General features: G+C 42.1%; 22 protein-coding genes and 1 riboswitch. Of the genes, 13 read left to right on the plus strand and 9 right to left on the minus strand.

What is annotated here, in order from left to right; all coding sequences use genetic code 11:
- Positions 1 to 2: 2 nt before the first annotated feature.
- A complete protein-coding gene (locus ACZ9AO_RS16085; protein WP_063234131.1) occupies positions 3 to 191 on the plus strand; it encodes a hypothetical protein in 189 nt (62 codons plus the stop codon).
- A 140-nt stretch (positions 192 to 331) separates the two neighbouring features.
- Here ACZ9AO_RS16085 and ACZ9AO_RS16090 read toward each other — a convergent pair whose 3' ends face one another.
- Both ACZ9AO_RS16090 and ACZ9AO_RS16095 read right to left on the minus strand, forming a co-directional pair.
- Positions 332 to 733, minus strand: a complete 402-nt coding sequence (locus tag ACZ9AO_RS16090; protein ID WP_034310428.1) for an SET domain-containing protein — start codon at positions 731 to 733, stop codon at positions 332 to 334.
- A gap of 278 nt (positions 734 to 1011) precedes the next feature.
- Entirely contained in the window at positions 1012 to 2637 is a 1626-nt protein-coding gene (locus tag ACZ9AO_RS16095) for a M4 family metallopeptidase (protein WP_251540265.1), read from the minus strand.
- A 442-nt stretch (positions 2638 to 3079) separates the two neighbouring features.
- Here ACZ9AO_RS16095 and ACZ9AO_RS16100 point away from each other — a divergent pair, with 442 nt between their 5' ends.
- From ACZ9AO_RS16100 to ACZ9AO_RS16110, 3 genes are all read left to right on the plus strand, one after another.
- Positions 3080 to 4561: an amino acid permease gene (locus tag ACZ9AO_RS16100; RefSeq protein WP_048683255.1), complete on the plus strand. Its 1482-nt coding sequence runs from the start codon at positions 3080 to 3082 to the stop codon at positions 4559 to 4561.
- A gap of 243 nt (positions 4562 to 4804) precedes the next feature.
- Positions 4805 to 5905, plus strand: a complete 1101-nt coding sequence (locus ACZ9AO_RS16105) for a CaiB/BaiF CoA transferase family protein (RefSeq protein ID WP_476109439.1) — start codon at positions 4805 to 4807, stop codon at positions 5903 to 5905.
- 260 nt (positions 5906 to 6165) lie between these two features.
- The gene (locus ACZ9AO_RS16110) at positions 6166 to 6693 is read left to right on the plus strand and encodes a hypothetical protein (RefSeq protein WP_054398946.1); all 528 of its coding nucleotides are present in this window, start codon (positions 6166 to 6168) and stop codon (positions 6691 to 6693) included.
- Between the two features lie 118 nt (positions 6694 to 6811).
- On the opposite strand, the gene ACZ9AO_RS16115 is transcribed toward ACZ9AO_RS16110, so the two are convergent.
- Entirely contained in the window at positions 6812 to 8272 is a 1461-nt protein-coding gene (locus ACZ9AO_RS16115; RefSeq protein WP_251540260.1) for an aldehyde dehydrogenase family protein, read from the minus strand.
- 115 nt (positions 8273 to 8387) lie between these two features.
- Here ACZ9AO_RS16115 and ACZ9AO_RS16120 point away from each other — a divergent pair, with 115 nt between their 5' ends.
- Complete coding sequence (locus ACZ9AO_RS16120; RefSeq protein WP_476109440.1) at positions 8388 to 9266, plus strand: LysR family transcriptional regulator; 879 nt, start codon at positions 8388 to 8390, stop codon at positions 9264 to 9266.
- Positions 9267 to 9319: 53 nt separating this feature from the next.
- Here the strand turns inward: ACZ9AO_RS16120 and ACZ9AO_RS16125 are convergent, their stop codons facing one another.
- Entirely contained in the window at positions 9320 to 10423 is a 1104-nt protein-coding gene (locus ACZ9AO_RS16125; RefSeq protein WP_251540256.1) for a 5-methyltetrahydropteroyltriglutamate--homocysteine S-methyltransferase, read from the minus strand.
- An 81-nt stretch (positions 10424 to 10504) separates the two neighbouring features.
- Positions 10505 to 10606, minus strand: a riboswitch (SAM riboswitch).
- Between the two features lie 155 nt (positions 10607 to 10761).
- On the opposite strand from ACZ9AO_RS16125, the gene ACZ9AO_RS16130 reads away from it, so the two are divergent.
- From ACZ9AO_RS16130 to ACZ9AO_RS16160, 7 genes are all read left to right on the plus strand, one after another.
- Complete coding sequence (locus tag ACZ9AO_RS16130; RefSeq protein ID WP_251540254.1) at positions 10762 to 11181, plus strand: hypothetical protein; 420 nt, start codon at positions 10762 to 10764, stop codon at positions 11179 to 11181.
- A gap of 172 nt (positions 11182 to 11353) precedes the next feature.
- Positions 11354 to 11896: a glycerol-3-phosphate responsive antiterminator gene (locus ACZ9AO_RS16135; protein ID WP_048683275.1), complete on the plus strand. Its 543-nt coding sequence runs from the start codon at positions 11354 to 11356 to the stop codon at positions 11894 to 11896.
- Positions 11897 to 12122: 226 nt separating this feature from the next.
- Complete coding sequence (locus tag ACZ9AO_RS16140) at positions 12123 to 12947, plus strand: MIP/aquaporin family protein (protein WP_476109441.1); 825 nt, start codon at positions 12123 to 12125, stop codon at positions 12945 to 12947.
- A 21-nt stretch (positions 12948 to 12968) separates the two neighbouring features.
- Complete coding sequence (gene glpK, locus ACZ9AO_RS16145; RefSeq protein WP_063595905.1) at positions 12969 to 14459, plus strand: glycerol kinase GlpK; 1491 nt, start codon at positions 12969 to 12971, stop codon at positions 14457 to 14459.
- A gap of 367 nt (positions 14460 to 14826) precedes the next feature.
- Positions 14827 to 16479 (plus strand): glycerol-3-phosphate dehydrogenase/oxidase, encoded by a 1653-nt coding sequence (locus tag ACZ9AO_RS16150; RefSeq protein ID WP_476109442.1) that lies wholly within the window; start codon positions 14827 to 14829, stop codon positions 16477 to 16479.
- A gap of 209 nt (positions 16480 to 16688) precedes the next feature.
- Positions 16689 to 18143, plus strand: a complete 1455-nt coding sequence (locus ACZ9AO_RS16155; RefSeq protein ID WP_476109443.1) for an alanine/glycine:cation symporter family protein — start codon at positions 16689 to 16691, stop codon at positions 18141 to 18143.
- Positions 18144 to 18252: 109 nt separating this feature from the next.
- Entirely contained in the window at positions 18253 to 18420 is a 168-nt protein-coding gene (locus ACZ9AO_RS16160) for a hypothetical protein (RefSeq protein ID WP_251540250.1), read from the plus strand.
- A 183-nt stretch (positions 18421 to 18603) separates the two neighbouring features.
- Here the strand turns inward: ACZ9AO_RS16160 and ACZ9AO_RS16165 are convergent, their stop codons facing one another.
- From ACZ9AO_RS16165 to ACZ9AO_RS16180, 4 genes are all read right to left on the minus strand, one after another.
- The gene (locus ACZ9AO_RS16165; protein WP_054398957.1) at positions 18604 to 19824 is read right to left on the minus strand and encodes a PucR family transcriptional regulator; all 1221 of its coding nucleotides are present in this window, start codon (positions 19822 to 19824) and stop codon (positions 18604 to 18606) included.
- 130 nt (positions 19825 to 19954) lie between these two features.
- Complete coding sequence (gene putP / locus ACZ9AO_RS16170) at positions 19955 to 21424, minus strand: sodium/proline symporter PutP (protein ID WP_367234863.1); 1470 nt, start codon at positions 21422 to 21424, stop codon at positions 19955 to 19957.
- A gap of 168 nt (positions 21425 to 21592) precedes the next feature.
- Positions 21593 to 23134 carry an L-glutamate gamma-semialdehyde dehydrogenase gene (gene pruA / locus ACZ9AO_RS16175; RefSeq protein WP_034310468.1) on the minus strand — a complete coding sequence of 514 codons (1542 nt, stop codon included), beginning with the start codon at positions 23132 to 23134 and terminating at the stop codon, positions 21593 to 21595.
- 57 nt (positions 23135 to 23191) lie between these two features.
- Positions 23192 to 24109: a proline dehydrogenase family protein gene (locus ACZ9AO_RS16180; protein WP_034310470.1), complete on the minus strand. Its 918-nt coding sequence runs from the start codon at positions 24107 to 24109 to the stop codon at positions 23192 to 23194.
- Between the two features lie 387 nt (positions 24110 to 24496).
- Here ACZ9AO_RS16180 and ACZ9AO_RS16185 point away from each other — a divergent pair, with 387 nt between their 5' ends.
- Complete coding sequence (locus ACZ9AO_RS16185) at positions 24497 to 24661, plus strand: hypothetical protein (RefSeq protein WP_153246116.1); 165 nt, start codon at positions 24497 to 24499, stop codon at positions 24659 to 24661.
- A gap of 330 nt (positions 24662 to 24991) precedes the next feature.
- On the opposite strand, the gene ACZ9AO_RS16190 is transcribed toward ACZ9AO_RS16185, so the two are convergent.
- Positions 24992 to 25222 carry a helix-turn-helix domain-containing protein gene (locus tag ACZ9AO_RS16190; RefSeq protein WP_476109444.1) on the minus strand — a complete coding sequence of 77 codons (231 nt, stop codon included), beginning with the start codon at positions 25220 to 25222 and terminating at the stop codon, positions 24992 to 24994.
- Between the last annotated feature and the right edge of the window lie 157 nt (positions 25223 to 25379).

The following is a 25379-nucleotide window of genomic DNA, read 5'->3' on the forward strand; positions in this document are numbered from 1 at the left end:
ACATGCCATCAAACAAAATGCTTGGAACCGTCCTGATAGGAGCAGCCGCATTTTTAATGCGCAATAAGAAAACCCGTGAAAAAACCATGGGTCAAATAAGATCTCTAGCCACCCCAGAAACCATTGACAAGGTGAAGAGCCAATTCCAATCAATAACCAAAACAAAATCTAGTAACCCATCCGTACGTTAAGGTGAATTGACCCCATTAAGTTAATCTTAATGGGGCTTTTTTTATTATTCATCATGCCGGTAAAAGGAAAAGCACTCGTTCCTTTCGAAGGCCATGGACAGGCATTCAAAAGTACAAGTGCTTTCATGAAGGATCAATGATCATTCAGCTTCATCTTCGCCGTCATTTTCTTTATTGAACCAAAGCGGATCCTCATTATCGACTTCACCATTATAATTAATCAGGATTTCCTCTCCTGCTTTTATGTCGGTGTAAGCAAAGAAATCAAACGTATGATTCTTGAAGTTTATGTCATACGTAGCGTTGGGTGTATAAGAATGATTAAACAGCATGCCATAGCCTAAAAGCATGGCAGTATGGTTAATTCCATATTCAAACGCATAATCAGCCAGCAATGTCTTCTCAATGAAAACATGCTCCTCGTTCGGATATGCAATGACAGGTGCCTCATGCAAAAGCTCACCTTTTTTAATATCTCGTGTTGCGAATACGCCTCTATTGAACTCGCCATCACTGAGTGTGGAAGTTTTAACTTCAATCATGTTCGTCACCTACTTGTTCTATTCAATATAGTCCAGATCATCTAAGCTTGACAGTTAATAAGAAGAAAAGCAACTATTTTACGGAATTAATCATTTTTAGTAAACGACTCAGTTTGTTTTTATTGAGGCCCCGCCTGTACCGTAGGACGGAATTCTTCACATCAAGGACGAAAAAAGGGAACGAACGGCCGAAATGATCCTCGGAAGGTAGACCGATACGAAAAAACACCTCCGCTAGAAGGGAAGCTAGGGAGGTGTTTGATATATAGGTAAATCTGTTAATTCACACCGACAGCTGTAAAGGCATTTTTGACAGCCGTGACTTCTGCACTGCTTGAACCGTATAAATCAGAGGCCGATTGTATGACGGCCGCTCTGGCTTGTGAAAAAGTAGACGACGAAGTTAAATATGTTGTGTTTGCCCGATAAAAGATGGCTCCTAGTTTATCGATGCCGATTCCGGAAACACTCACGCCATGGTGGGTTCCGCCTGCAGAGATTAAATAAGCTGCCTTATTAATGATTCCGCTGTTCGTGTGGACTCCGCCATTATCACCCGTTCCTGTATAACGGTTCGAATAATGGTCAGGGTCCCCATTCAATGTTGGATTAGCCATCGAGCGGAGTGCATCACCGGAAATGTTAGGTGTGTAAATATCTTCCCCGACCAAATAATCGGCTTTGGCACTTTGATTCTTAAATTCTACGACAGTGCCAAAAATATCAGATATCGCTTCATTCAAAGCACCGGATTCATATTGATAGGTAAGGTTCGATTCCGAGGAAGTGACGGCATGCGTCAATTCATGCGCAACGACATCGAGCCCGCCGGACAATGGGATGAACGTCGTGCCATCTCCATCACCGTAAACCATTTGGGTGCCATCCCAGAAAGCATTATTGTATCTTGAGCCATAATGGACGGTTGATTTCAGGATGGTTCCATTACCATCATAGGAGTTCCGGCCAAATGTGGATTTGTAATAATCATAGGTTTTACCCGCATAATAATGGGCATCCACCGCAGCTTTATCGGCAGAAGCAGTAAAAGCATTTGTTGTGTTGGAAAAGAGTGTACCAGGCAATCTTGAACGGTTATTGGCGTTATACGTGTAGATGCCTTTACCGCGTGTATTGTCTTGTAAGTAGTATTGACCGTTGGATAAGGTAGTGTTCAGCGACACCGTATTGTTTAAGACGCCAGTGCCCGTTCCGACGGAGTTGGTCCCCGTCACTTCATCCAATGTATTATATTTATTCAGGATTTTACCCGTTTTGACTGAAATGAAATAATTATGATTTCCTGGTTCCGGACTTAAGAATTTCAAATTGACTTTATATACATAATCGGCCTTGCCTTCATTTGCGTATACATATAGGTCAGATTCAGGTGATTGTTCGTAGGCAGGTGTGAACCCCAGATCGGCTTCAGCTATTTTGATAGCTTCGGATTCACTGATGCCTTTTTTAGCCTTTTTCCCTAATTTCGTGTTTAGATTGGCTTCAACCGTACCGGACACGACGGTCAATACACCTTTAGCGTCAATCAATACAGCTTGTGTGGAATTCCATACTGGTACGCCTTTATAGGTTTGTTGCAATTTAAGGACGGTATTGCCCAGTTCATCCTTGCTTTCTTTCTCGATCGTGAAGGAGTCCTTCGCCTTTTGCTTTTCTAGCTTGTAAGACTTTTTGTTTTCATCAAAAAAGGTAAGGATGATATCTTCTGCCGTTTGCTTTGAGGGGTCCGTAAGCTTCCCAGACTTGTATTCTAGCGAATCCCTATGCTTATTGTACTTTTCAACACTTAACACATTTTTTGCCGCTAAAGCTTCTTGATGGGGAATAGCAGAAAATAATAGACCGATTGATAGTGCAGTTCCTAAAAATACCTTACCTTTCATAACACTCAACTCCTTCATGAGAATACCTCATTTTTACATCGTTTCATAATTATTATCAAATGGAGAAAACTCGCAAAAAATATGACATTTAAAGGAATAAAATGGAGAAAAATGGATTTTAATAGAAATATTCTTTGAATATATTCTTTTAGTAATATTTGGAATGTATTTAAATTAAACCATATGAATAAATGTGCAAAAAAACATGGCATAATGTGCAAAAAAACATGGCGTAAAGTGCAAAGAAATTTGTCTATTGAAGGCATTTTTTTTGATAATGTGTTGAATATTGCGCTTTGTAAATTTGGCATGAAAATTGCATATATTCAGAAAAGGAATTCGAATTGTAAATTAGGTCTATTTGAGAGTCTATGAAATAGGAAAATTTATTAAATGATTTCCCCATATATGAAAGCGCTTATATAGAAAGGGATGAAAAATTATGATACCAAAACAAGAAAATGACATCTTGCATCCTCCAAAGCAAGAAGAACAAGGGTTAAAGCGCGGTTTGAAATCCCGCCATTTAACGATGATTTCCATTGGCGGGGCTATTGGTACCGGGCTGTTCCTCAGCAGCGGGGCAGCCATTCATACAGCTGGGCCAGGCGGGGCATTACTTGCTTATGCCTTAGTTGGGGCAATGGTGTACTTTGTGATGACGAGCTTAGGGGAATTGGCAGCCTTTATGCCGACAAGCGGCTCTTTCAGTACCTATGGATCGAAATTCGTCGATCCGGCATTTGGTTTTGCCTTAGGATGGACGTATTGGTTCAATTGGTCGATGACGATAGCCGCAGAGTTGGCTGCCTCGACAATGATCATGAAATTCTGGTTTCCGAATAGTCCATCATTGTTATGGAGTTCATCATTCTTGGTGCTCATTTTCCTATTGAACTATTTATCCGTTAAAGGATATGGTGAAGGGGAATACTGGTTTTCCTTCATAAAAGTAACCGCCATCGTTATTTTTATTATCGTCGGGCTGCTAATGATCGTCGGCATTATGGGCGGCGAAGCGGTAGGCTTTAAAAACTTCACCGTCGATGACGCTCCTTTCCCGGGCGGGTTCATGGGTGTCTTCATCGTTTTCATAGCGGCTGGCTTTTCTTTTCAAGGTACCGAAATTGTCGGTGTGGCTGCCGGGGAAAGTGAAGATCCTGCACGGAATATACCGAAGGCCATTAAAAGTGTCTTCTGGAGGATCTTGCTCTTTTACGTATTGGCAATCTTCGTAATTGGACTGCTTATCCCTTATACGAACTCTAGTTTGCAAGGTGATAACGTCATGGTAAGCCCATTCACGCTCATTTTTGAAAAAGCTGGAGTGGCCTTTGCCGCTTCGCTTATGAATGCCGTCATTTTAACAGCGGTATTATCTGCTGGTAACTCTAGTCTTTATGCATCTACGCGCATGTTATATTCAATGGCAAAAGATGGGCAAGCACCGCGTATTTTTGCAAAACTTAATAAACGCGGCGTACCGGTTGCAGGCATGATTTTGACATGCTCCATCGGCATGCTGGCCTTTTTAGCCTCCATATTCGGCGATGGTAAAGTGTATATTTGGTTAATGAATGCCATTGGAATTACAGGATTCATCTTTTGGCTTGGCATTTCCATCAGCCATTACCGTTTTCGGAAAGCGTTCATCGCTCAAGGCCATTCATTGGAAAAGCTGCCATATAAGGCATTATGGTTCCCGATTGGACCGATCTTTGCCATTTTAATCGGCATGATCGTCATCCTATCCCAAAATATCCAAGCCTTTTTCTCAGACCATATCGACTGGGGCAGTGTTGTAGCTGCATACCTGGGAATCCCGCTTTTCCTTGGTCTATGGCTTGGCTATAAATTTGTAAGAAAAACTAAATTCGTTAAACTTGATGAAGTCGAATTTGACTTTGACAAAAAATATGAATGAACAAGCTTAAAGTAAAAGCAGCCGGACAATGCAGTTTTAAATTGTCCGGCTTTTACTTGTTTTCTATAGGCTCATTATAAAAAGCCAGGAAGCTGATTCCTGGCTTTTTATTTTTATTAAATGGAAATTTATACAAATGTTATTGGAGGTGTTATATGATAATCGTAAACTCGGCTTTATTGCATGTACAGAACGAATGGAGGGCTTTTACTATTTTCAAGGGAAAGGGAAGGTGCACGGCTGATGACCTTATTGACTCATTTAAAAGTATTGGACTTTTCAACGTTACTGCCAGGCCCATTTGCCACTTTGATGCTAGCGGATTTAGGAGCGGATGTTTTGAAGGTGGAGAGGCCGGGGACAAAGGATTCATGGGGTGTAAACCAATATCTTAACAGATCGAAGAAGTCGATCACATTGGATTTAAAGCAATCCGAGTCTATCGAATCCGTAAGAAACCTAGTGACGGAATACGATATTGTCATTGAACAATTCCGTCCAGGTGTCATGGAACGTCTGGGACTGGGGTATGAGGCATTAAAATCGATCAACCCGAAGCTGATTTACTGTTCCATCACGGGCTACGGCCAGACTGGCCCCTATAAAGACCGACCGGGACATGATATCAATTATATTTCGATTGCTGGCTTATCAGGATATTCCGGTACGAAAAAGGACGGCCCGGCAAAAAACGGAACCCAAATAGCAGATCTTGCCGGAGGCTCACTGCATGCTGTCATCGGAATATTATCTGCAGTCATTCACAGGGAAAGAACAGGATTCGGCCAAGCCATCGACATCAGCATGACCGACTGCAGTTTTGCCTTGAATGCCATATCCGCACCTCTGAATTTACAAAGGGGCCTTGAACTTGAACCAGAAAAACTGATGCTGAACGGAGGGTCCTTTTATGACTTTTACGAAACGAAAGATGGACGCTATTTTTCGGTAGGCAGCCTTGAGCCCCCTTTTCGAAAAGCATTATGTGAAGCGATTGGTGCACCCGAATTATATGAGCTGAGCATGGAAAGCGATGAAGAAAGCGGAATCAGGTTTAAAACGGCCGTCCGGCTGGCTTTCCTCGAAAGAGATTTTCATGAATGGCAGGAGATATTCGCTGAATTCGAGGCCTGCGCAGAACCAGTGCTGACCTTCACCGAAGCGGCCGAGCATCCCCAATTGAAGGGGAGGGGAATGATCGTCGAGGTACCTGACGGAAAAGGGAATGTCCAGAGGCAAATCGCCTGCCCGATCAAAACATCGGTTTTCACCCCTGAATATAAACATGCAGGCTTGGAGCCAGGACAAAACAACGCAGAAATCCTTCGCACCCCCAATCGCTAAATAAAAATGTAAAGGCTATCACTTTTCTGGGTTTTTTTGGAAGGTGATAGCCTGTTTTTTTTGAATGCCGGAAAAAGCAGGGGGAGGGTCGATATGATCGTTCGGTTCGAAGTGAAGCGGGAGGAGAACAATTATCCTCTTATCATTTGTGGAAAGCAACATATTCCCACTGTGAAAATTTACTAGTTATAACCAGTGTGGGCAGGGTATCAGAGTAGCATCCTGGTAAGGAAATCGCTGGTAAGGAGGGTTAGTTAAATATGTTTGGTCTCTCTGATATCATTAAATTTCTATTTTCCTTTTTTTTGATCATGCCGATCGTTACACTGATACATTTGAGTGGGCATATTTTCTTTGTTACGATCTTTGGGGGATCAGAAAAGAAGATCTTGATCGGGTGTGGAAATAAGCTTTTCGCCTTTCGGAACATAGAAGTGAGGAAATATTATTTTTGGAATGGGACTTGCGAGTTCAAGGGTTTGAAACATGATAATCGATTGACGAATACCCTGATCTATTTAGGGGGGGCTATCTTTAATTTGATCAGCATGCTGATCATATATAGCTTAGTGTATCAGAATATCCTGGACAGCTCGGTAATCTGGTATCAATTTATCTATTTTTCTTTTTATATTATGTTTTTCTCCCTGTTTCCGATGTATTTCTCGGACGGATCGCCTAGTGATGGGAAGGCTGCGGAATTAGCCTTGAGGAATAAGCTGGAAGATAGGGTGACGGATGATATATTCGTGAAGAAAATGGAGGATGAAGATGATAGCTGCAAGTAAAAAGGGAACGTGCAGATGGCCGTTCTTTTTTTTTTGCCTTTCCTTAGTACGCAATTACTGAAAAAAGGCATCTGTATACATCCCAAAAGGTTGTATCAGATGCCCGATGAATTAATGGTTAAAATGGATATTCGCGATAGTGTGTTTGAAGGGAAATCCATTTCGTAACAGTGAATTCTTCGACAATCCATGGGCTTCCGAATCTGCCTAAACCACTCATTTTGTTCCCGCCGAATGGTATGTTCGTTCCATCATTAACGGTTTGATCATTGATGTGTGTCATTCCGCTGTCGATTTGTAACCCTAAGCGTTCGCCCTTTTCCAGATCAGAAGTGAAGATAGCCGAACTTAAACCATAAATGGTGTCATTGGCGATATCAATGGCTTCTTCATCCGTTTCTGTTCGAATGATGGACACGACAGGAGAAAACATCTCTGTTTGTGCGATTTTATCCGAGTTCTGTACATCCCGGAAAATAGTTGGTGTCAGCACATTGCCAATGCGTTTTCCCTCAAGTGCAACATTGACCCCAGCAGCTTTAGTTTCCTCGATGATTTGTTGTACTTTTTCTAATTGACGCTCATTGACAAGTGGTCCAATGATTGTTTTAGGATCTAATTGGTCACCAAATGGAAGAGCTTTTGCACGTTCAACGAATTTTGCAGTAAAGTCTTCGTAAAGGTCTTTATGCACGATTATGCGGTTAATGCACATGCAAATCTGTCCTTGGTGAATGTACTTCCCGAAGATTGCAGCATCAACGGCTCGGTCCACATCTGCATCCGATAATACAATGAAAGGATTATTACCGCCGAGCTCCAGCGCAACTCGTTTTAGGTTTTTCCCTGCAATGGCCCCGATGTGCTGTCCAACAGGAGTAGAGCCTGTGAAGCTGATTAATTTAGGAATCGGGTTTGTCAGCATGCCATCACCGATTTCTTCCAGGTCAGTAAGGATCATATTAAAGACCCCTTTTGGAAGACCGGCATATTCAAATGCTGCAGCGATGATGATTCCTCCAGTAAATCCAACTTGAACGTCCGGTTTATGAACGACTGCATTTCCTAATGCAATGGCTGGTGCGATGGTTCTCATTGACAAGTTCATCGGAAAGTTAAACGGAGATATTGAAGAGATAACTCCTAGTGGCAGACGATGTATATGATTGACTTTATGCTCTATAGCTGACGGAACCTCATGCATTTGATATATTTCATCCACCATGTTAGTAGATTCTTCGACTATTTCCATAGTAAGCTGAAATTCAACGTTTGCTTTAATAAGCGATCCACCTGTTTCACGGGAAATGATTTCAACGATTTCATTCCGGTTTTCCTGTAGGAATTCACCAACTTTAAGCAGGACCTGACGACGTTTTTCGGCTGATGTTTTTGCCCAACCTTTTTGAGCATTCTTTGCTATTTCAAATGATTCTTCGAGCTGTTTTGATGTAGCCAAGCTCACATTTGAAATAACGGCATTATTGTATGGGTTTAAAATATTATATCTGCGTTGACTTAAGCCTTCCATCCATTCCCCATTGATGAAGCTTTTGTTTAGATCCTTGAATTTCTCCATTTTGAACACCCCTTTATGTTGTAAACAAATATATTTTACTGCTGTTTGTATCATATATAAAATATCTATATAATTAAGTTTATATACGATATACATATATATCAGAGGTGCCAATATGGATATTAGACAATTACGATATTTTCTCATTCTTGCAGAAGAAGGCCAGGTTTCCCGTGCAGCCAAAAAGTTGAATATGTCACAGCCGCCATTAAGCCAGCAGCTCCGCCTTATGGAAGAAGAATTAGGGACTACTTTACTTGAGCGAAAAAGGAACGGTAAAAGTATGGAGTTGACCGAAGCTGGGAGGGTACTTTACGAGAAGGCTAAGGATATGCTGCAATATTTCGAGGACTCCTTGCTCGAAGTGAAGGAAACGGGTGAGGGAATTAAAGGTACACTTTCAGTAGGTTCCGTACTTGCGTATATGTCTTATTTACCTGATAAAATTAATAGTTTCAAGAAAAAATATCCTTCCGTTTCCTTTAAAATATTCGCAGGAGATCCATATGAAATAAGTAATTATTTGGAGAATCAGGATATCGAACTTGCCATTGTTCATTTACCTGTCGAGATGAAGGGTCTTTCCAGTTTGAACTTAGGACAAGTGCCCAATGTTTTTGTTGTACCTGAGGATTGGGACAGCTTCACTTCGAGAGATAGGGTTCATTTAAAGGATATTGAAAACATCCCATTGCTTTTAGTGCATAGGGAAAAAGGACCGGGGATTTACGAGGAAATTATCGAGGAATTTAAAAAGCGGGAAATACAGCTAAATATTTTATGCGAATGCCATGATGTAAATGTTCTGCTCTCTCTGGTTGCAGCTGGAGTTGGGGCGAGTATTGTTCCGAAATCAGCTGTTTCACCCCATATTATAAAAGGAGTGAAAGTGCTGGATATTATCGATTCTTCAATTCAATCGAATATAGCCTTGGTTTTTAGACAAGATCGTTATCTTTCCAAAACGGCAAAACATTTTATTGAGTTGTTTTGAAGAAAAGCTAGGCCTTCCTAATGCCTAGCTTTTACTTTATATTTAAGGATGAATCATTCCCATACTTCTTTTGCTACATCAACGACGAATTTCAGTTTTTCCCATTGCTGTGCTTCGGTTAGCTTGTTGCCGTGATGTGTGGAGGCGAAGCCGCATTGGGGGCTTAAGCATAATTGTTCGAGCGGAACGAAGTGCGAGGCTTCTTTAATGCGTGCCTTAACAGCTTCCTTGTCCTCGATTTCCCCATTTTTTGAAGTGACGACACCCAGTACGACCCGTGCACCGCCATTTGGAATGTATTCTAATGGTTTGAAATCCCCAGAGCGTTGATCATCATATTCCAAGAAGAATCCATCCACTTTTTCTTTTGCCAATAAAGTTGGGGCGATACGGGCATAGCTTCCTTCAAACGCCCATGTCGACTGGTAGTTTCCGCGACATAGGTGGGTAGTGACGATAAGGTCTTCTGGTTTGCCTTCCAATGTGCCATTAATGACCCGAAGTGCAAGACCAATTAATTGTTCCCTCGTATATTTTCCATCCTTGAACTGGAAATCCGGAGCTGAAAGTCTGGCAATATATACATCATCCAATTGAAGATAACGCACACCTGCTTCATAAAAGGCTTTCAAAGCATGCTGATAGGCTTTGATGATATCATTTGCATAGTCTTCAATATCAGGGTAGACGTCTTCATTATGAATGCCTGCAGCAAATAATTGATTCGGACTGGGGATGGTTTGCTTGGCAACGGCACGTCCGTTCACGATTTTGTTCAATTCAATGAAATCACGAATGAAGGGATGTTCAGGGTTGAATGAAACCTTCCCGGTATTGCGAACATTATATCTCTCTGTTTCCACACCATCGAATGTGAGGCCTTTTTCAGTTACATATCCCTCGATGCCATTTAAATGTTCGAGAAAGTCAAAGTGCCACCATGTTCGTCTGAACTCACCGTCCGTAACGGCCTCTAAACCAACTTCAATTTGTTTATCGACGATCCGTTTGATTTCTTCGGTTTCAATTTCACGAAGCCGTTCAGCTGAAATGGTACCTTCCTTAAAGTCCTTTCTGGCAATATGTAATCGTTCCGGTCTTAATAAACTTCCGACGTGGTCCGCCCTGAATGGTGCTTTCGTTAATGTGATTGACATGTTGATTCCTTCTTTCCTTTTAAAAATAAAAAACCTCTTCTTAAAAATAAGAAGAGGTGTTGGCAACAAAGCTATATACTCTTCTTATCTTCAAGTTTTTACACTTCTGGAATTAGCACAGTACAAGATCAGTCTGTTGCTGAGGCATCAAAGGGCCAGTCCCTCCACCTCTCTGGATAAGAGTTGTCTATTAAATTAACTATGACTATACAGGTAGTTTTTATGAAGGTCAAGGGGTGGAGCTGGAATATTTCGAATATACCGGTTATTAATCCGGGCTGAAATGTTAACGGCATCAGGGAATCCGGCATATGCTTTGAGTGGGGAGGAATGCAAGGATGAGTCCATTCAAAAATGGCATACCGATTACGGTAACTGAAGACATGATAGAGAGAATCATAAAAATGAAATCATCTGGTCAGGATATTAAAGTCGAGATTACGCCAAGGCACATTGTGCTTTCCGGTACGATGGAAGTGAAAAAAATGATGTTTAAGAAAAACGTGGCTTTCCGGATTACATTAAAACCGGTTCATGTGGAAAAAAGAACGATTTCATTTGAATTAGTGGAAATGGAACCCATTGACAGGAATTTCATCAACCAAAGGATATTTAACAGACCGCCATTTTTTGAATATGAAAAAAGAGCAATCAAAATGAATGTTAATGCTTGGAGCATCGTGAGGAAAATTCCGATTGGCACAATTAAATCGTATGAACTCGCCGAAGGTGCATTGAAAATGAAACTTTCTATATGATTTAAGGGGATATTTTACATATATCCTTAGCCGTAACCTATAAAGGGTTTGCCAGGTATGATAGTGTTAAGATGTCATGGTTCATGAAAAAATGTGTTTGATAAATCAAGCTCTTTAAAATATACTAAATGACTTGAAGTTTTGAGTTTTTCTGGGAATGAGGAGGATAATGATGGATCAGAAGATTTTGCCTGCTTCAGCAAGCATGAAGGATTTCGAAAGATTTCTAGAAAGTTCCTATGAAATAGGTGTGTTTCTTGATTTGCATATCTCACAATTGAAAAATGTAAGTATGATGGCAAAGCAGCATAATAAGAAAATGATTTATCATGTCGATTTGATCCATGGCATAAGAAGTGATGAGTACGCGACGGAATTCATTTGTCAGGAATATAACCCCTATGGGCTGATTTCGACTAAATCAAGCGTTATATTGAAGGCGAAGCAAAAGGGGGTCATTGCCATCCAGCGAATCTTTTTAATAGACTCACATGCGCTTGAGAAAAGTTATAAGCTGGTGCAGAAAACAAAGCCGGATTATATCGAAGTATTGCCGGGCGCCATGCCATGGATGATAAAAGAAGTGAAGGAACGATTGCAGACACCGATTTTTGCAGGCGGCCTCATACGTACTTCGGATGAAGTCCTGAATGCCCTTGATGCCGGGGCGTCGTCAATCACCACTTCAAAAACTGAATTATGGGATATCGTCTAATAGGGAAAAATTGAAAAAAATTACAGAATAATAGATTAATTTTTCATAAAATATTGACAGCGTTTTCATAACCTAGTATATTTTACAGTACAAGTTAATATATGTGACGGAGACTAGGAGATTCACAACAGATCTATTCATAATTTTTTTATGAAGATGGTTCTGCTGTGGATCTCCTTTTATTTGTTGGCAAGGTTTAAAAAATTATCAGGGGAGGGGTTTTATCATGACTCCATTTTGGGGAGAAGTGTTAGGCACGATGATTTTAGTTTTATTCGGAGCAGGTATTGGGGCAGGTTCATCCTTAAAGAGTTCCTATGCAAAAGATGCCGGCTGGATCGTTATCACGATTGCATGGGGATTGGCTGTTACCATGGGTGTTTTTGCAGTGGGTTCCATAAGCGGGGCGCATTTAAACCCGGCGGTCACAGTAGGGTTTGCCATTATTGGAGAATTTCCATGGAGTGATGTGCCCGGTTACATCGTTGCCCAGATGATTGGCGCGATACTCGGCGCAACTCTAGTATTCCTGCACTATTTGCCACACTGGAAAGCTACGGATGATCCAGGGGCGAAGCTTGGTGTGTTCACGACTTCACCTGCAATCCCGCACACATTTTCAAATCTATTAAGTGAGATGATTGGAACTTTCATCCTTATTCTTGGTCTATTATTTATAGGGGCCAATGATTTTACAGAGGGTCTAAACCCATTCGCAGTCGGGTTATTGATTGTCGTGATCGGGATGTCACTTGGGGGAACGACAGGATACGCCATTAACCCGGCCCGCGACCTGGGGCCGCGCATCGCTCACTTTTTGCTGCCGATACCTGGTAAAGGCAATTCCAACTGGGGCTATTCATGGATTCCGGTCGTTGGACCGATTGTAGGGGGTTCACTTGGTGCCGTTTGTTATAAAGCATTCTTTATGGGGGAAATAACGGCAGGATTTTGGTCTGTTATGGGTGCAAGCCTGGTACTATTGATAGTAGCCTATGCTTTTGGTAAAAAACAGTCACATGAAATGGATAGCAGAAATATCGCTAGTTAATTAAAAGGAGGGGCATACACAATGGAAAAATACATTTTATCATTAGATCAAGGAACAACAAGTTCGAGGGCGATTTTATTTAATGAAAAGGGGGAAATCGTCCATTCCTCCCAAAAGGAATTTACACAGCATTTCCCTAAACCAGGCTGGGTCGAGCATAACGCCAATGAGATTTGGGGATCGATCCTGGCGGTGATCGCCGGTGTACTATCTGAATCCGGTGTAAAGCCAGAGCAAATTGCCGGTATCGGGATCACCAATCAGCGTGAAACGGCAGTCGTTTGGGATAAGGAAACAGGTACGCCTGTCTATAATGCGATTGTATGGCAGTCCAGGCAAACAAGTGGAATCTGTGATGAGTTGAAGGAAAAGGGACTTAATGATTTATTCCGGGATAAAACGGGATTGTTGATAGATGCCTATTTTTCCGGAACGAAAGTGAAATGGATCCTCGATAATGTGGAAGGGGCACGGCAAAAGGCAGATGAAGGCAAGCTGTTATTCGGTACCATCGATACTTGGCTGATCTGGAAGCTATCAGGAGGCAAGGCTCATGTAACGGACTATTCCAATGCATCCCGGACATTGATGTACAATATCCATGAACTGAAATGGGATGAAGAACTGCTTGAGATATTGACTGTACCAAAGTCGATGCTGCCGGAAGTGAGGCCTTCCTCTGAGGAATATGCACGTACGATCGAATATCATTTCTTCGGCCAATCGATTCCGATCGCCGGGGCAGCCGGTGATCAGCAGGCAGCATTATTCGGCCAAGCCTGCTTTAATGAAGGAATGGCTAAAAATACGTATGGAACAGGCTGTTTCATGCTCATGAATACAGGAACCAAGGCTGTCAGCTCCGAACACGGACTATTGACGACCCTTGCTTGGGGCTTGAATGGGAAGGTCGAATATGCACTTGAAGGCAGTATATTCGTAGCTGGCTCCGCCATCCAATGGCTCCGCGATGGCCTGCGGATGCTGCATGATGCCAAGGACAGCGAGGCCTATGCAAAACGGGTGGAAAGTACGGATGGAGTATATGTGGTACCGGCCTTTGTAGGACTTGGAACTCCATATTGGGACAGCGAAGTGCGGGGAGCCGTTTTTGGTTTGACGCGCGGCACATCAAAAGAACATTTCATTCGCGCCACACTTGAATCACTTGCGTATCAAACGAAGGATGTCCTTGATGCAATGGAGGCGGATTCAGGAATCGAGCTGCAAACATTAAGAGTGGATGGCGGGGCAGTCAAGAATGACTTCTTGATGCAATTCCAGGGCGACTTATTACGTGTGCCCGTCGAGAGGCCGACCATAAACGAAACTACAGCATTAGGTGCTGCATACTTAGCAGGCCTTGCTGTCGGGTATTGGAAGGATCAAGAAGAAATCTCCCGGCAATGGGCGGTAGACAAAACTTTTGAACCATCCATGGAAGAGCAAGAAAGTGAAAAATTATATGAAGGCTGGAAGAAAGCCGTACATGCCGCTATGGCGTTTAAATAAAAAACAACATGTATCCTTTCTCAAATGAGCTGGAGTATGCTATAATGAAATCAAGTTAATAACTCGGCCGGAGAACAGGAGAGACCATGAATGCGTTATCGTTAATTCGATAATGTGCATTTATGGTCTCTTTTTTTGTTTTTAACGGCAGATTAGGGATATTAATATCTATATAACTTATGCGAACAAATGAACCAATTGAATATAATGATCGAATTCACGAGTAAACCATGTGAATTCACGAGTAAATGTGGAGAATTCACGAGTAAATAGTGCGAATTCACGAGTAAAAGTGCAGAATTCACGAGTAAACGCAGAATTCATACAAAAAAACAATAGAATGCAATACTTAAAGGAGGAGTCAGGCATGAGGTTTTCAAATATATATCGGGAAGAAACGGTCGAAACTCTGAAGAAAGAGAAATTTGATGTGGTTGTCATTGGTGGGGGAATTACCGGTGCAGGGATCGCCCTGGATGCTACGACCCGTGGGATGAAAGTGGCTTTGGTTGAAATGCAGGATTTTGCTGCAGGTACTTCAAGCCGCTCGACAAAGCTTGTTCATGGCGGATTGCGGTATTTGAAGCAGTTTGAAATAAAAATGGTTGCCGAGGTTGGTAAAGAGCGAGAAATCGTATATGAGAATGGACCGCATGTGACCACGCCGGAATGGATGCTGTTACCGATGCATAAAGGAGGCACCTTCGGGAAATTCAGTACTTCGATTGGGCTTCGGGTCTATGATTTCCTTGCAGGGGTTAAGAAATCTGAACGCAGGAAAATGCTTTCGGCGGATGAAACACTAAAACGGGAGCCTCTCGTTAAGAAAGAGGGACTGAAGGGCGGAGGCTATTATGTTGAATATCGGACAGATGATGCACGTCTTACGATTGAAGTCATGAAGGCGGCTGTCGATAAAGGTGCAACACCGATAAATTATACAAAAGTAGATAAATTGTTATATGAAAACGGTAAGGTGAACGGAGTCCAAGTGGCCGATTTGCTTTCAGGTGATGCTTATGAAATATACGCAGACAAAGTTATTAATGCAGCAGGTCCGTGGGTGGATTCCATTCGTGAGAAGGACCAGTCAAAACAAGGGAAGACGTTGAAGTTATCCAAGGGTGTTCACGTGGTCATCGACCAATCGAAATTCCCGTTGAAGCAGGCCCTTTATTTTGATACGCCTGATGGACGGATGATTTTTGCCATCCCGAGAGCCGGTAAAGCTTATGTAGGGACTACGGATACTTTTTATGATGGTGATCCTGCAGTGCCGACCGTTACTTCCGAAGACCGTGCCTATTTATTAAAGTCCATACATTATATGTTTCCAGAAGTGAACATTACGGATGATGATATCGAATCCAGCTGGGCTGGGGTAAGGCCTTTGATTCTTGAAGAAGGGAAAGACCCTTCTGAGATATCAAGGAAAGATGAAATCTGGGAGTCCGAATCTGGCCTCATCACGATTGCGGGTGGGAAATTGACCGGTTATCGTAAAATGGCAAAAACGACGGTCGACCTTTTGGCAGGGAAGCTTGCCGAGCAGTCCAATAAAAAATACCCAGCCAGCAGCACGAAAGGAATGCCGATTTCCGGAGGGGATGTCGGGGGATCAAGCAACTTCTCCGATTATATCAAGCAACATGTTCAAATGGGAGTTGACTCAGGGCTCGCTGTAAAGGACTCCGAAGAGATATTGGCCATGTACGGGTCCAACGCACCTGTGTTATTCGATATCGCCAAAAACGAAGGAGACGGAGGAGCGAACAGCGGCCTTCCAAAGAAATTGTTCGTACAGCTGAAATACGCAGTGGATCATGAAATGGCCGCAACTCCAGTGGATTTCTTCTTCCGCAGGACGGGGACATTGTTATTCGATATCGATTTGGTCCAAACGCATAAACATGCAGTGATCGATTATATGGCAGGATATTTTGGATGGACGGAATCAACAAAAATGGAGAGAACCAATCAATTGGAACAGGAAATATTGGGTGCGATTAAAGTATCTTGACCATTATGCAAAAAACATGACGCCGGCGGAATCGCTGGCGTTTTTTTTGTATTCAGAGTGTGATTATCGGGGCATATGCAAGTGGAAAAATAAAAATGTTCATGTTAGTTTTCCTGACGCGAAAAACTATTGTTTAATCCATTAAGATGAAATATAATCGATGAAAGATAAGTTTGAATTTTCTAAATTTAATTTAAGGGGGAAATTGATTGTCTGATTTTATTACGGCTTTAAATGGGGTTTTATGGAGTACGCCAGTCATTTATATATTATTGGGAGTAGGTTTAGTATTTTCTATTTTAACCCGGTTTCTGCAAGTAAGGCATATTAAGGAAATGGTCATTTTGATGTTCCAAGGCAAAAGTTCGGAAGCTGGCGTTTCTTCATTCCAGGCCTTATCCATAGCCCTTTCGGGTCGGGTCGGTACAGGTAATATTGCAGGAGTGGCTACGGCTATCGCTTTTGGTGGCCCCGGTGCCGTTTTTTGGATGTGGGCAATCGCCTTCATAGGAGCGGCCAGTGCATTTGTGGAATCCACTTTAGCTCAAATTTATAAAGTCAAACAAGACGGTCAATATCGAGGGGGACCAGCCTATTATATTGAAAAAGGGATAGGGTGGAAGTGGTTTGCTGTCCTTTTTGCATTTGCAGCCCTTATAGCCATGGCCATCCTTATGCCAGGTGTTCAATCCAATTCGATTGCTGCCGGGGTGGAAAATGCATTCGGCATCAAACCGGTATTCACTGGTTTGGCCATCGTCCTTTTACTTGGCTTCATTATATTCGGCGGTGTAAAACGGATAGCTAATGCTGCAACCTTAATCGTGCCTTTCATGGCCCTGGGTTATATATTGCTATCTGTTGTCATCGTCCTAATGAATATCACAGAATTACCAGGAGTCATCTCTTTGATATTCAGAAGTGCCTTCGGGTTGGATTCTGCATTTGGGGGAATCATTGGCATGGCGATAGCTTGGGGAGTGAAACGCGGCGTTTATTCGAATGAGGCCGGCCAAGGGACAGGAGCTCATCCGGCAGCTGCGGCTGAAGTATCACATCCGGCAAAGCAGGGTCTTGTTCAAGCATTCTCGGTTTATATCGACACATTGTTCGTTTGTTCCGCTACGGCCTTCATGATTTTATTTACAGGCATGTATAATACACAAGCGGAAAATGGTTCATATATCGTCAATAATTTGGGAGATGTGACACCTGGTCCAGGGTATACACAAGCGGCAATCGATAGTGTAATCCCAGGTTTTGGTGCTGGATTTGTTGCAATCGCCCTTTTCTTCTTCGCCTTTACGACGATCATGGCCTACTATTATATCGCTGAAACCAATATCGCCTATTTAATGCGCAACCGGAATGGTAAATCGGCCATGTTCGCCTTGAAGCTGATCATCCTGGCGGCCAGTTTTTACGGATCCGTGCGTACGGCAGAGTTGGCTTGGGCATTAGGGGATGCGGGTTTAGGCATTATGGTATGGCTCAATGTCATTGCCATTTTAATTCTTGCTAAACCGGCGCTCATTACGTTAAAGGATTACGAAAAGCAAAAGAAGGCAGGAATCGATCCGGTTTTCAATCCAAAAGCTTTAGGCATAAAAAACGCCGATTTTTGGGAGCGTGAATACACCGGCGACAAGGAAAATGTTTCTTGAGGGGGAAAATGCTATTAAATTAATTTAATATAAGAAGATACATGAAAAACCAGCTCAAGTTATTTACGAGCTGGTTTTTCATGGTTTTGCGATAACTAGGGGCGATTATATGTTAGCTAAATTAGCTCAAGAAATTGTGAATATAACAGGTGAAGTAATCGGCAAAATGATGTGCTTATCACGGATAAAGACGGAATGGTGCTTGGTTCAAGCGATAAGTCGATTCTTATTGGGGGCACTCCGCAAAGTGGAAGAACCATTGAAACTCTGGGTCTAAGCAAACTATCGAAAGAGGAAATCATGGATTTCGTTCTCACTGGGACGCCTAAAGTTTCCGTATAAGGTGAGTCTAACCCTTTAGAAAGACAATGTATAAGGAGAGAAGAAACCGGCAGACCTCGCCGCGTTTCTTCTCTCCTTCGCTTTATTGAATCACCTGAACTCAAAAACGGGACGTTCTTTAAGATCTCTGCTTTATAAGCTGTAAGTCGATGTATAGTTGCATTCTCGAATGAAAGTCATCAAAATCGATTGAGGTGAGATCGGTTATTTGATTCAATCTATATTTCAATGTGTTGGTATGAATGTAAAGTTGTTCCGATGTCGGTTTGATCCGGCAATTGTTCAAGAGATATATTTCCAGTGTTTGAAGGAGTTTGGTTTGGCTTTCCAGGTCCTTCTTTTGAAGAATTTCTAAATCCGTATTGATATAATTCGTTTTAGTATGATGGTTGGAGATCATTTCGAGGTAACGGAAAATCCCAAGCTTGCTATATTGGAAGGGAAGCTGTTCGGGTTCACCGATGAATTTGGCTGCGTTGATCACTTCCAGGGCTTCGAGATAGGATTTTCTTAATTGAAGAATCGAAGAGTACTCATTTCCGATTCCCGGGAATACCTTTTTGTCAGTGAATTGGGAAAGAACGGTGTTCGTTAAATCATTGGCGCTATCGGTAAGCAGGTCTTTCCCTTTTCCATTGCTGCCAATAAGGACGATGATCTTCAATTGGTTTGTGAATACATGGGTAAAATGATTCAGCGCATTGGCGAACAGACTGACTGTATCCGCTAATTCATCGAAATGTTCCGCATCTGATTGAGCGATGGTAAAGACATTGACAAGGAAAGTTTCCGGAATGAGAAGACTCATATTGGCGGCTTCCCATTTTATTTGGTTTTCCGTTTGATAGACTTCGTCAATGACCTTTTGATAAAACTCATTTTTTTCTTCATCTTTTTTCATGTTTATCTGTTTTTTCTGATAAAGGAGCTTGCCGATATGATGGGAAACTTCGTGTAAAAATTCCAGATCGGAATCAGTCATCATTTCCGTTTCTTGGACCCAAATGAACCCGAAGACCTGTCCTTTATGAACGGCGCTCACAACGACCCTTTGATTTAACCCGATTTCCTCGATTTGTTTCACCCTAAAGGGATGCTCCACTGTTTTAAGCTGTTCGACAATGCCCTCATCCATGAATTTTTCCAGGATTGGAATCGGCCAATGCTTTGTGAAGATGGTTTGCCGATTGGCTTGGTCGAAGTGTTCGATATAATATGAACTATATGCCAGCAATAAAAATTGGTCATTTTCGATGACGACTGGTTTTTTTAAATAAGTGCTGACCATATCCGTTATATCGTTGATGTTTGTGAGTGTCAGGATTTTTTCTAATGACATATATGGCCCCCTGCAATTTTTTGAAGTATATGACAACTTAGTTTAATAATACTTTTAAACTAATGATGTGTATAGGGGCAAGAACAAAGAAGGAACGGTATATGAAAAAATACCGTTCCTTTTAGGGGTTTTATTTTTGTTTTAAAGTTTTTTCGAATTCTTCGAATTTCGCTTCTACTTCTTTTGATGGTTTCGCTGTTAGAAGACTGACCAGGATGATGGCAATCAAGCTTGCGCCAAAACCAGGAATCATTTCATAAAGCGTATCGGATAATCCTGCCATCGACCAGAAAATTACAGTAGCGGCACCAACGATCATCCCGGCTAAAGCGCCCCATCTTGTCATTCGTTTCCAGCAGAGGCTCAGTATGACCAATGGACCGAATGAAGATCCGAATCCAGCCCATGCATATCCGACAAGTCCAAGGATCGTGTCATTCTGTTCCCAAGAGAGAATGAGCGCTATGACGGATATGGCCAGTACGGAAAGTCTGCCCAGGAAAACAAGCTCTTTATCTGAAGCGGAACGACGGAAGAAAGTTTTGTACATATCCTCCGTTAAAGAGCTGGCCGTAACCAAAAGCTGCGAAGAAATCGTGCTCATGATGGCTGCCAGTATCGCTGAAATCAAGAAACCAGTGATAAGCGGGTGGAATAGTATTTCCCCTAACTCTATGAAAATCGTTTCAGGATCAGCTAACTTCAGGTCGTTCTGATGAAAATACGTGATACCGATGAATCCAGTCAGCATGGCACCGATACTGGAGAAAATCATCCAGCCCATCCCGATAGTACGGGCTTTCTTGATTTCTTTAATAGAACTGATCGCCATAAAGCGGACGATGATATGCGGCTGTCCGAAGTAACCCAGTCCCCAAGCAAATAATGAGATGATTCCTAAAAAGCTCGTCCCCGTGAAAATATTCAACAGAGCAGGATCAATGGAACGTGGCGTGTCGATCGCAGGACCGAAACCGCCAACATGGAAAAGGGTGACGATCGGTACAAGAACCAAGGCGACAACCATGATGATCCCTTGAACAAAGTCTGTCCAGCTTACTGCCAGGAATCCACCGAATAAAGTATAGGCAACGGTGACGCCTGTTAAGATCCATAGGCCTGTATGGTAATCAAGGCCAAATGTACTTTGGAATAAGACTCCGCCGGATACCATTCCGGAAGAAACGTAAAAGGTAAAGAATACGAGGATAACCAAAGCCGAAATGAGCCTTAAGATCTGTGAGCCCTCGCCAAAACGATTTTCCAGAAAAGCGGGAATCGTAATCGAGTTATTGGCGACTTCCGTATAGGTTCTCAATCTAGGTGCAACATACAGCCAGTTCATATAGGCTCCTAATGTGAGACCGATTACAATCCAGATTGAACTTAGTCCTGTTGCGAACATGGCACCAGGCATACCCATTAGAAGCCAACCGCTCATATCCGCGGCACCGGCGCTCAATGCAGTGACAGCAGGTCCAAGACCCCGGTCGCCCAGCATATAATCATTTAAATTGGAAGTCCTTTTGTATGCGAAGTAACCGATGAGAAGCATGCCAGCCATGTAAATGCTGATCGAAATTATTAATGCGTAATCCATAAAAGACTCCCTTCGTGATGAAATTTATAATTTTTTTGTTTTAAAAGAGGAAGCAACCTATTTGTCACTTCCTCCATTTAACTTCATTTTGGTTTCCGTATCCAGAATGGAGGATACGGAAACCATAGGGATTTCAAATCATCTTCCAAATTGCTCAATGGAACATTATCAGAATGTTTCGGATGTTGTTTTTGCTTGCATATGAAGCTGCAAGTAGTCCGGTCCGCCTGCCTTGGAATCAGTTCCTGACATGTTGAACCCGCCGAATGGCTGATAACCTACGATTGCACCAGTACAGCCGCGGTTGAAATACAAGTTCCCGACATGGAATTCTTCGCGTGCTTTTTCCATGTTAAGGCGATTTGTCGTAATGACAGCCCCAGTCAAACCATATTCAGTGTTATTGGCAATCTCAAGTGCTTCGTTAAAGTCCTTGGCTTTTGTGAAGGCAACGACTGGTCCGAAGATTTCTTCTTGCATCAAGCGGCCTTGCGGATCGACATCGGCAACGATTGTCGGTTGAACGAAGTAGCCTGTAGAGCTATCTCCTTCTCCTCCAGTCAGAATGCGTCCTTCTTCGTTCCCAATTTCAATATAGCTCATGATTTTGTCAAAAGCAGCTTGATCGATAACCGGTCCCATGAAATGATTTTCTACAGGATTACCAACTGTAAGTTGTTTTGTTAATTCAACAGCGCGAGCTAAAACTTGATCATATACATCTTCAACGATGACAGCACGGGAACAAGCAGAACATTTTTGTCCAGAGAAGCCAAATGCAGATTTCACGATCGATTGAGCAGCCAATTCAAGATCTGCCTCTTTGTCGACGACGATTGTATCTTTTCCGCCCATTTCAGCGATGACACGCTTCAGCCAAATTTGGCCTTCGTTCACTTCTGAAGCACGTTTGTAAATGCGCAGACCTACATCACGTGAACCTGTGAAGGAGATGAAACGTGTTTTAGGATGATCGACCAGGTAGTCGCCGACCTCTGCTCCGCTTCCTGGAACGAAATTCAATACACCTGCTGGAAGGCCTGCTTCAAGCATCACTTCAACGAATTTCGCAGCAACGATAGGAGTAGTAGAAGCTGGTTTCAACAGGATTGTGTTCCCGGTAACGATAGCGGCAACAGCTGTACCTGCCATGATCGCAAATGGGAAGTTCCAAGGAGAAATGATGATTCCTACTCCTAATGGAATGTAATCATAGCGGTTGAATTCTCCCGGACGGCTTTGAACAGGCACACCATCTTTAAGAGTAAGCATTTGACGAGCATAGAATTCAAGGAAATCGATTGCTTCCGCTGTATCAGCATCAGCCTCATTCCAAGGTTTTCCCGCTTCTTTCGTCAATAACGCAGAGAATTCATGCTTGCGTCTGCGAATGATGGCAGCCGCTTTGAACAAAACGTCAGCGCGGATTTCTGGCTTCACTTTTTTCCAGCTTTCAAAAGCGGTAACTGCTTCCTGCATGGCTTTTTCAGCAAGGTCCCTATTCGCTTTCGATACGCGGCCGATGACCTCTTGCTTATCTGCAGGGTTGTATGAAACGATTTTCTCATCAGTCGTCACTTGCTCTGCACCGATATAAAGAGGGTAGTCTTGCCCTAAGTAGCCCTCTACAGTTTGAAGTGCTTCCTGATATGCTTTTTTGTTTTCCTCGTTTGTAAAATCAACAAATGGTTCGTGTTTATATGAAATCATTGATAATCACACCTTTTAATAGATTTTTTGTAGCAATTAATAATGTTGAAAGTATATTTAGCTTCTGACCATCCCTTTGAAGGCAAAGGCAATATTGGATGGCCTTTCTGCAAGCCTTCTCATGAAATATCCATACCAATCCAGACCATATGGTACATAGACGCGCATTTTGTAACCTTGCTTGACCAATTCGTATTGAGTCTTGTTCCTCATGCCATAAAGCATTTGGAATTCGAATTGTGTATTTGGGATGTCATATTTCTTGGCCAGCTCTTTTGTATATTCGATGATTTTGTCATCATGTGAGGCAATGGCCGTATAATTTCCGTTAAGAAGACTTTGCTTAATCAACTTTTTATAGTTTTCGTCTACATCATTCTTCTCGGGAAAAGCCACCTCAGGAGATTCCTTATAGGCACCCTTTACGAGACGCAGGAATGGCTTATATTGGCCAAGGTCCTCCAAATCTTTCTCTGTGCGGAATAAATATGCTTGTAGAACAGTACTTATGCAGCTGTATTTTTCTTTGAACTGTCTAAAGATATCGATTGTTGCCTGACAGCGAACTTCATCTTCCATATCGATCGTGACCATGACTTTATGTTTTTCGGCGGTATCAAGAATTTTCGTCATATTCTCAATCACTAGTTTATGATCGATATCAAGTCCCAAAGAAGTCATCTTCAGAGAAACCTGTGAATCAAGTTTTTCCCTGCTGATCATTTCGATCGTTTCGATGCATTCTGCAGTCCGTTCCAGAGTCACTTCCTTGGAATCAACGAATTCCCCAAGATGGTCGACTGTAACCGACAAGCCGCTATTATTAAGTTGTTTAATGAATTTAATGGAACTTTGGAAATCTGTTCCCCCAATGATCTTTCCAGCAGCAAAATTTCCTCCGCTTTTTTTAGCAATATTATTAAGCAGGTTATTCTTAGATAAAAATAAGAAAAAGTCCCTTGTAATGGCTTCCATATAAAGCGCACCCCCTAAGAAGATGTATTTCTTAAATTAAGCTTAAGGTTTTTCGACAATATTCTCAATGTTCTCAAAAAACAATAATTCTGTTATTTCTTTGTCGGTTTTGGACAAATGAAAAGGTTTACATTCCTGCAGATGAAACGAAGGTTTATCTTTTGACTTAAAGAGAAACGCTAGAGATAAAGCCTTTATTAGTAAGTAGGGCTTCTATGAATGCGTTTAAAAGTGGAAACTCGACCATAATCATCCAATGCGTTATAATGAACCTTATTTAACAGAATCGGTCAATGTTCGAAAAAAAACGATAAATGAAGCTTTCAGACTTAAAATCGGTGAAAAACCGCAAAAATAAGTGCATCGGTAAGCCGGGGAGGATAATGAATGGATGCTGTACTTGAAGAACTTAGAGAAACATCGGGATTGATAGTAGGATTAATAATGGCCCTGGTAATTATGGGTCTGATCGGTTATGCCCTTACGAATGTACATGAATCCATCGTTTCACCTGTGGTTCAGTTCATAAAGAAAATGGTCGGTCGAAAATAGCTCAAGCGGAATACATAACCTTTTGTCCCTAATCGATAACGCCCTTGTTAAAGAAAATCCCTGCAGGGTTTGTCTAAAAGGGACAAAGAGCCCCAAATATATACATATCAGCCGAGAATGAAGAAAATCCCCCGCTCCTAATGGAAGTGGGGGATTTTAATTCAGGGGATGTCGTTGAATCTCATATGAACTTTTTCACCTGAAAAGCTGGGGCCGTTGGAATGAAGGTTATTACCGAAATGAAAGCTTGGATTTGGGAGCATGGATAGAAGAGTATGAACAAGAATTGAAAAATAATTTAGCCCCGCCCATAAGCCAGGGCCTTTTTGTTTACAAATTAAAGTAGTCATCTGCCTTTGCGCCTGCATCTATACTTCGAACCGTCTTCATGATTTTCTTTAAAACCCCGGCTGACGGCACATACTTGGGATCACTGCAAACTCTGCTTATCGTATTGCGTGAAATTCCTGACGCACTTACAAACTCCTCTTGTGTATATCCGTGTTTATCGATTAATTTACCGACCTTGCTTCGCGGTTTTCTCTTCCCGAATCTAAACATTTGATAACCTCCTAGAATGATTTACTAGCAGTCTCGTCCAGCTTTCACAAAAATATACACATAGTTTCGCAAATGTTTGGGATACAAAATTGAAAAGCGGTTCCCGGGTTGGTTGTATGATGAAGTTTCAATTAATTTGAATTTATTTCCATTTAAA

This window comes from Peribacillus sp. TE19612 (assembly GCF_056279465.1).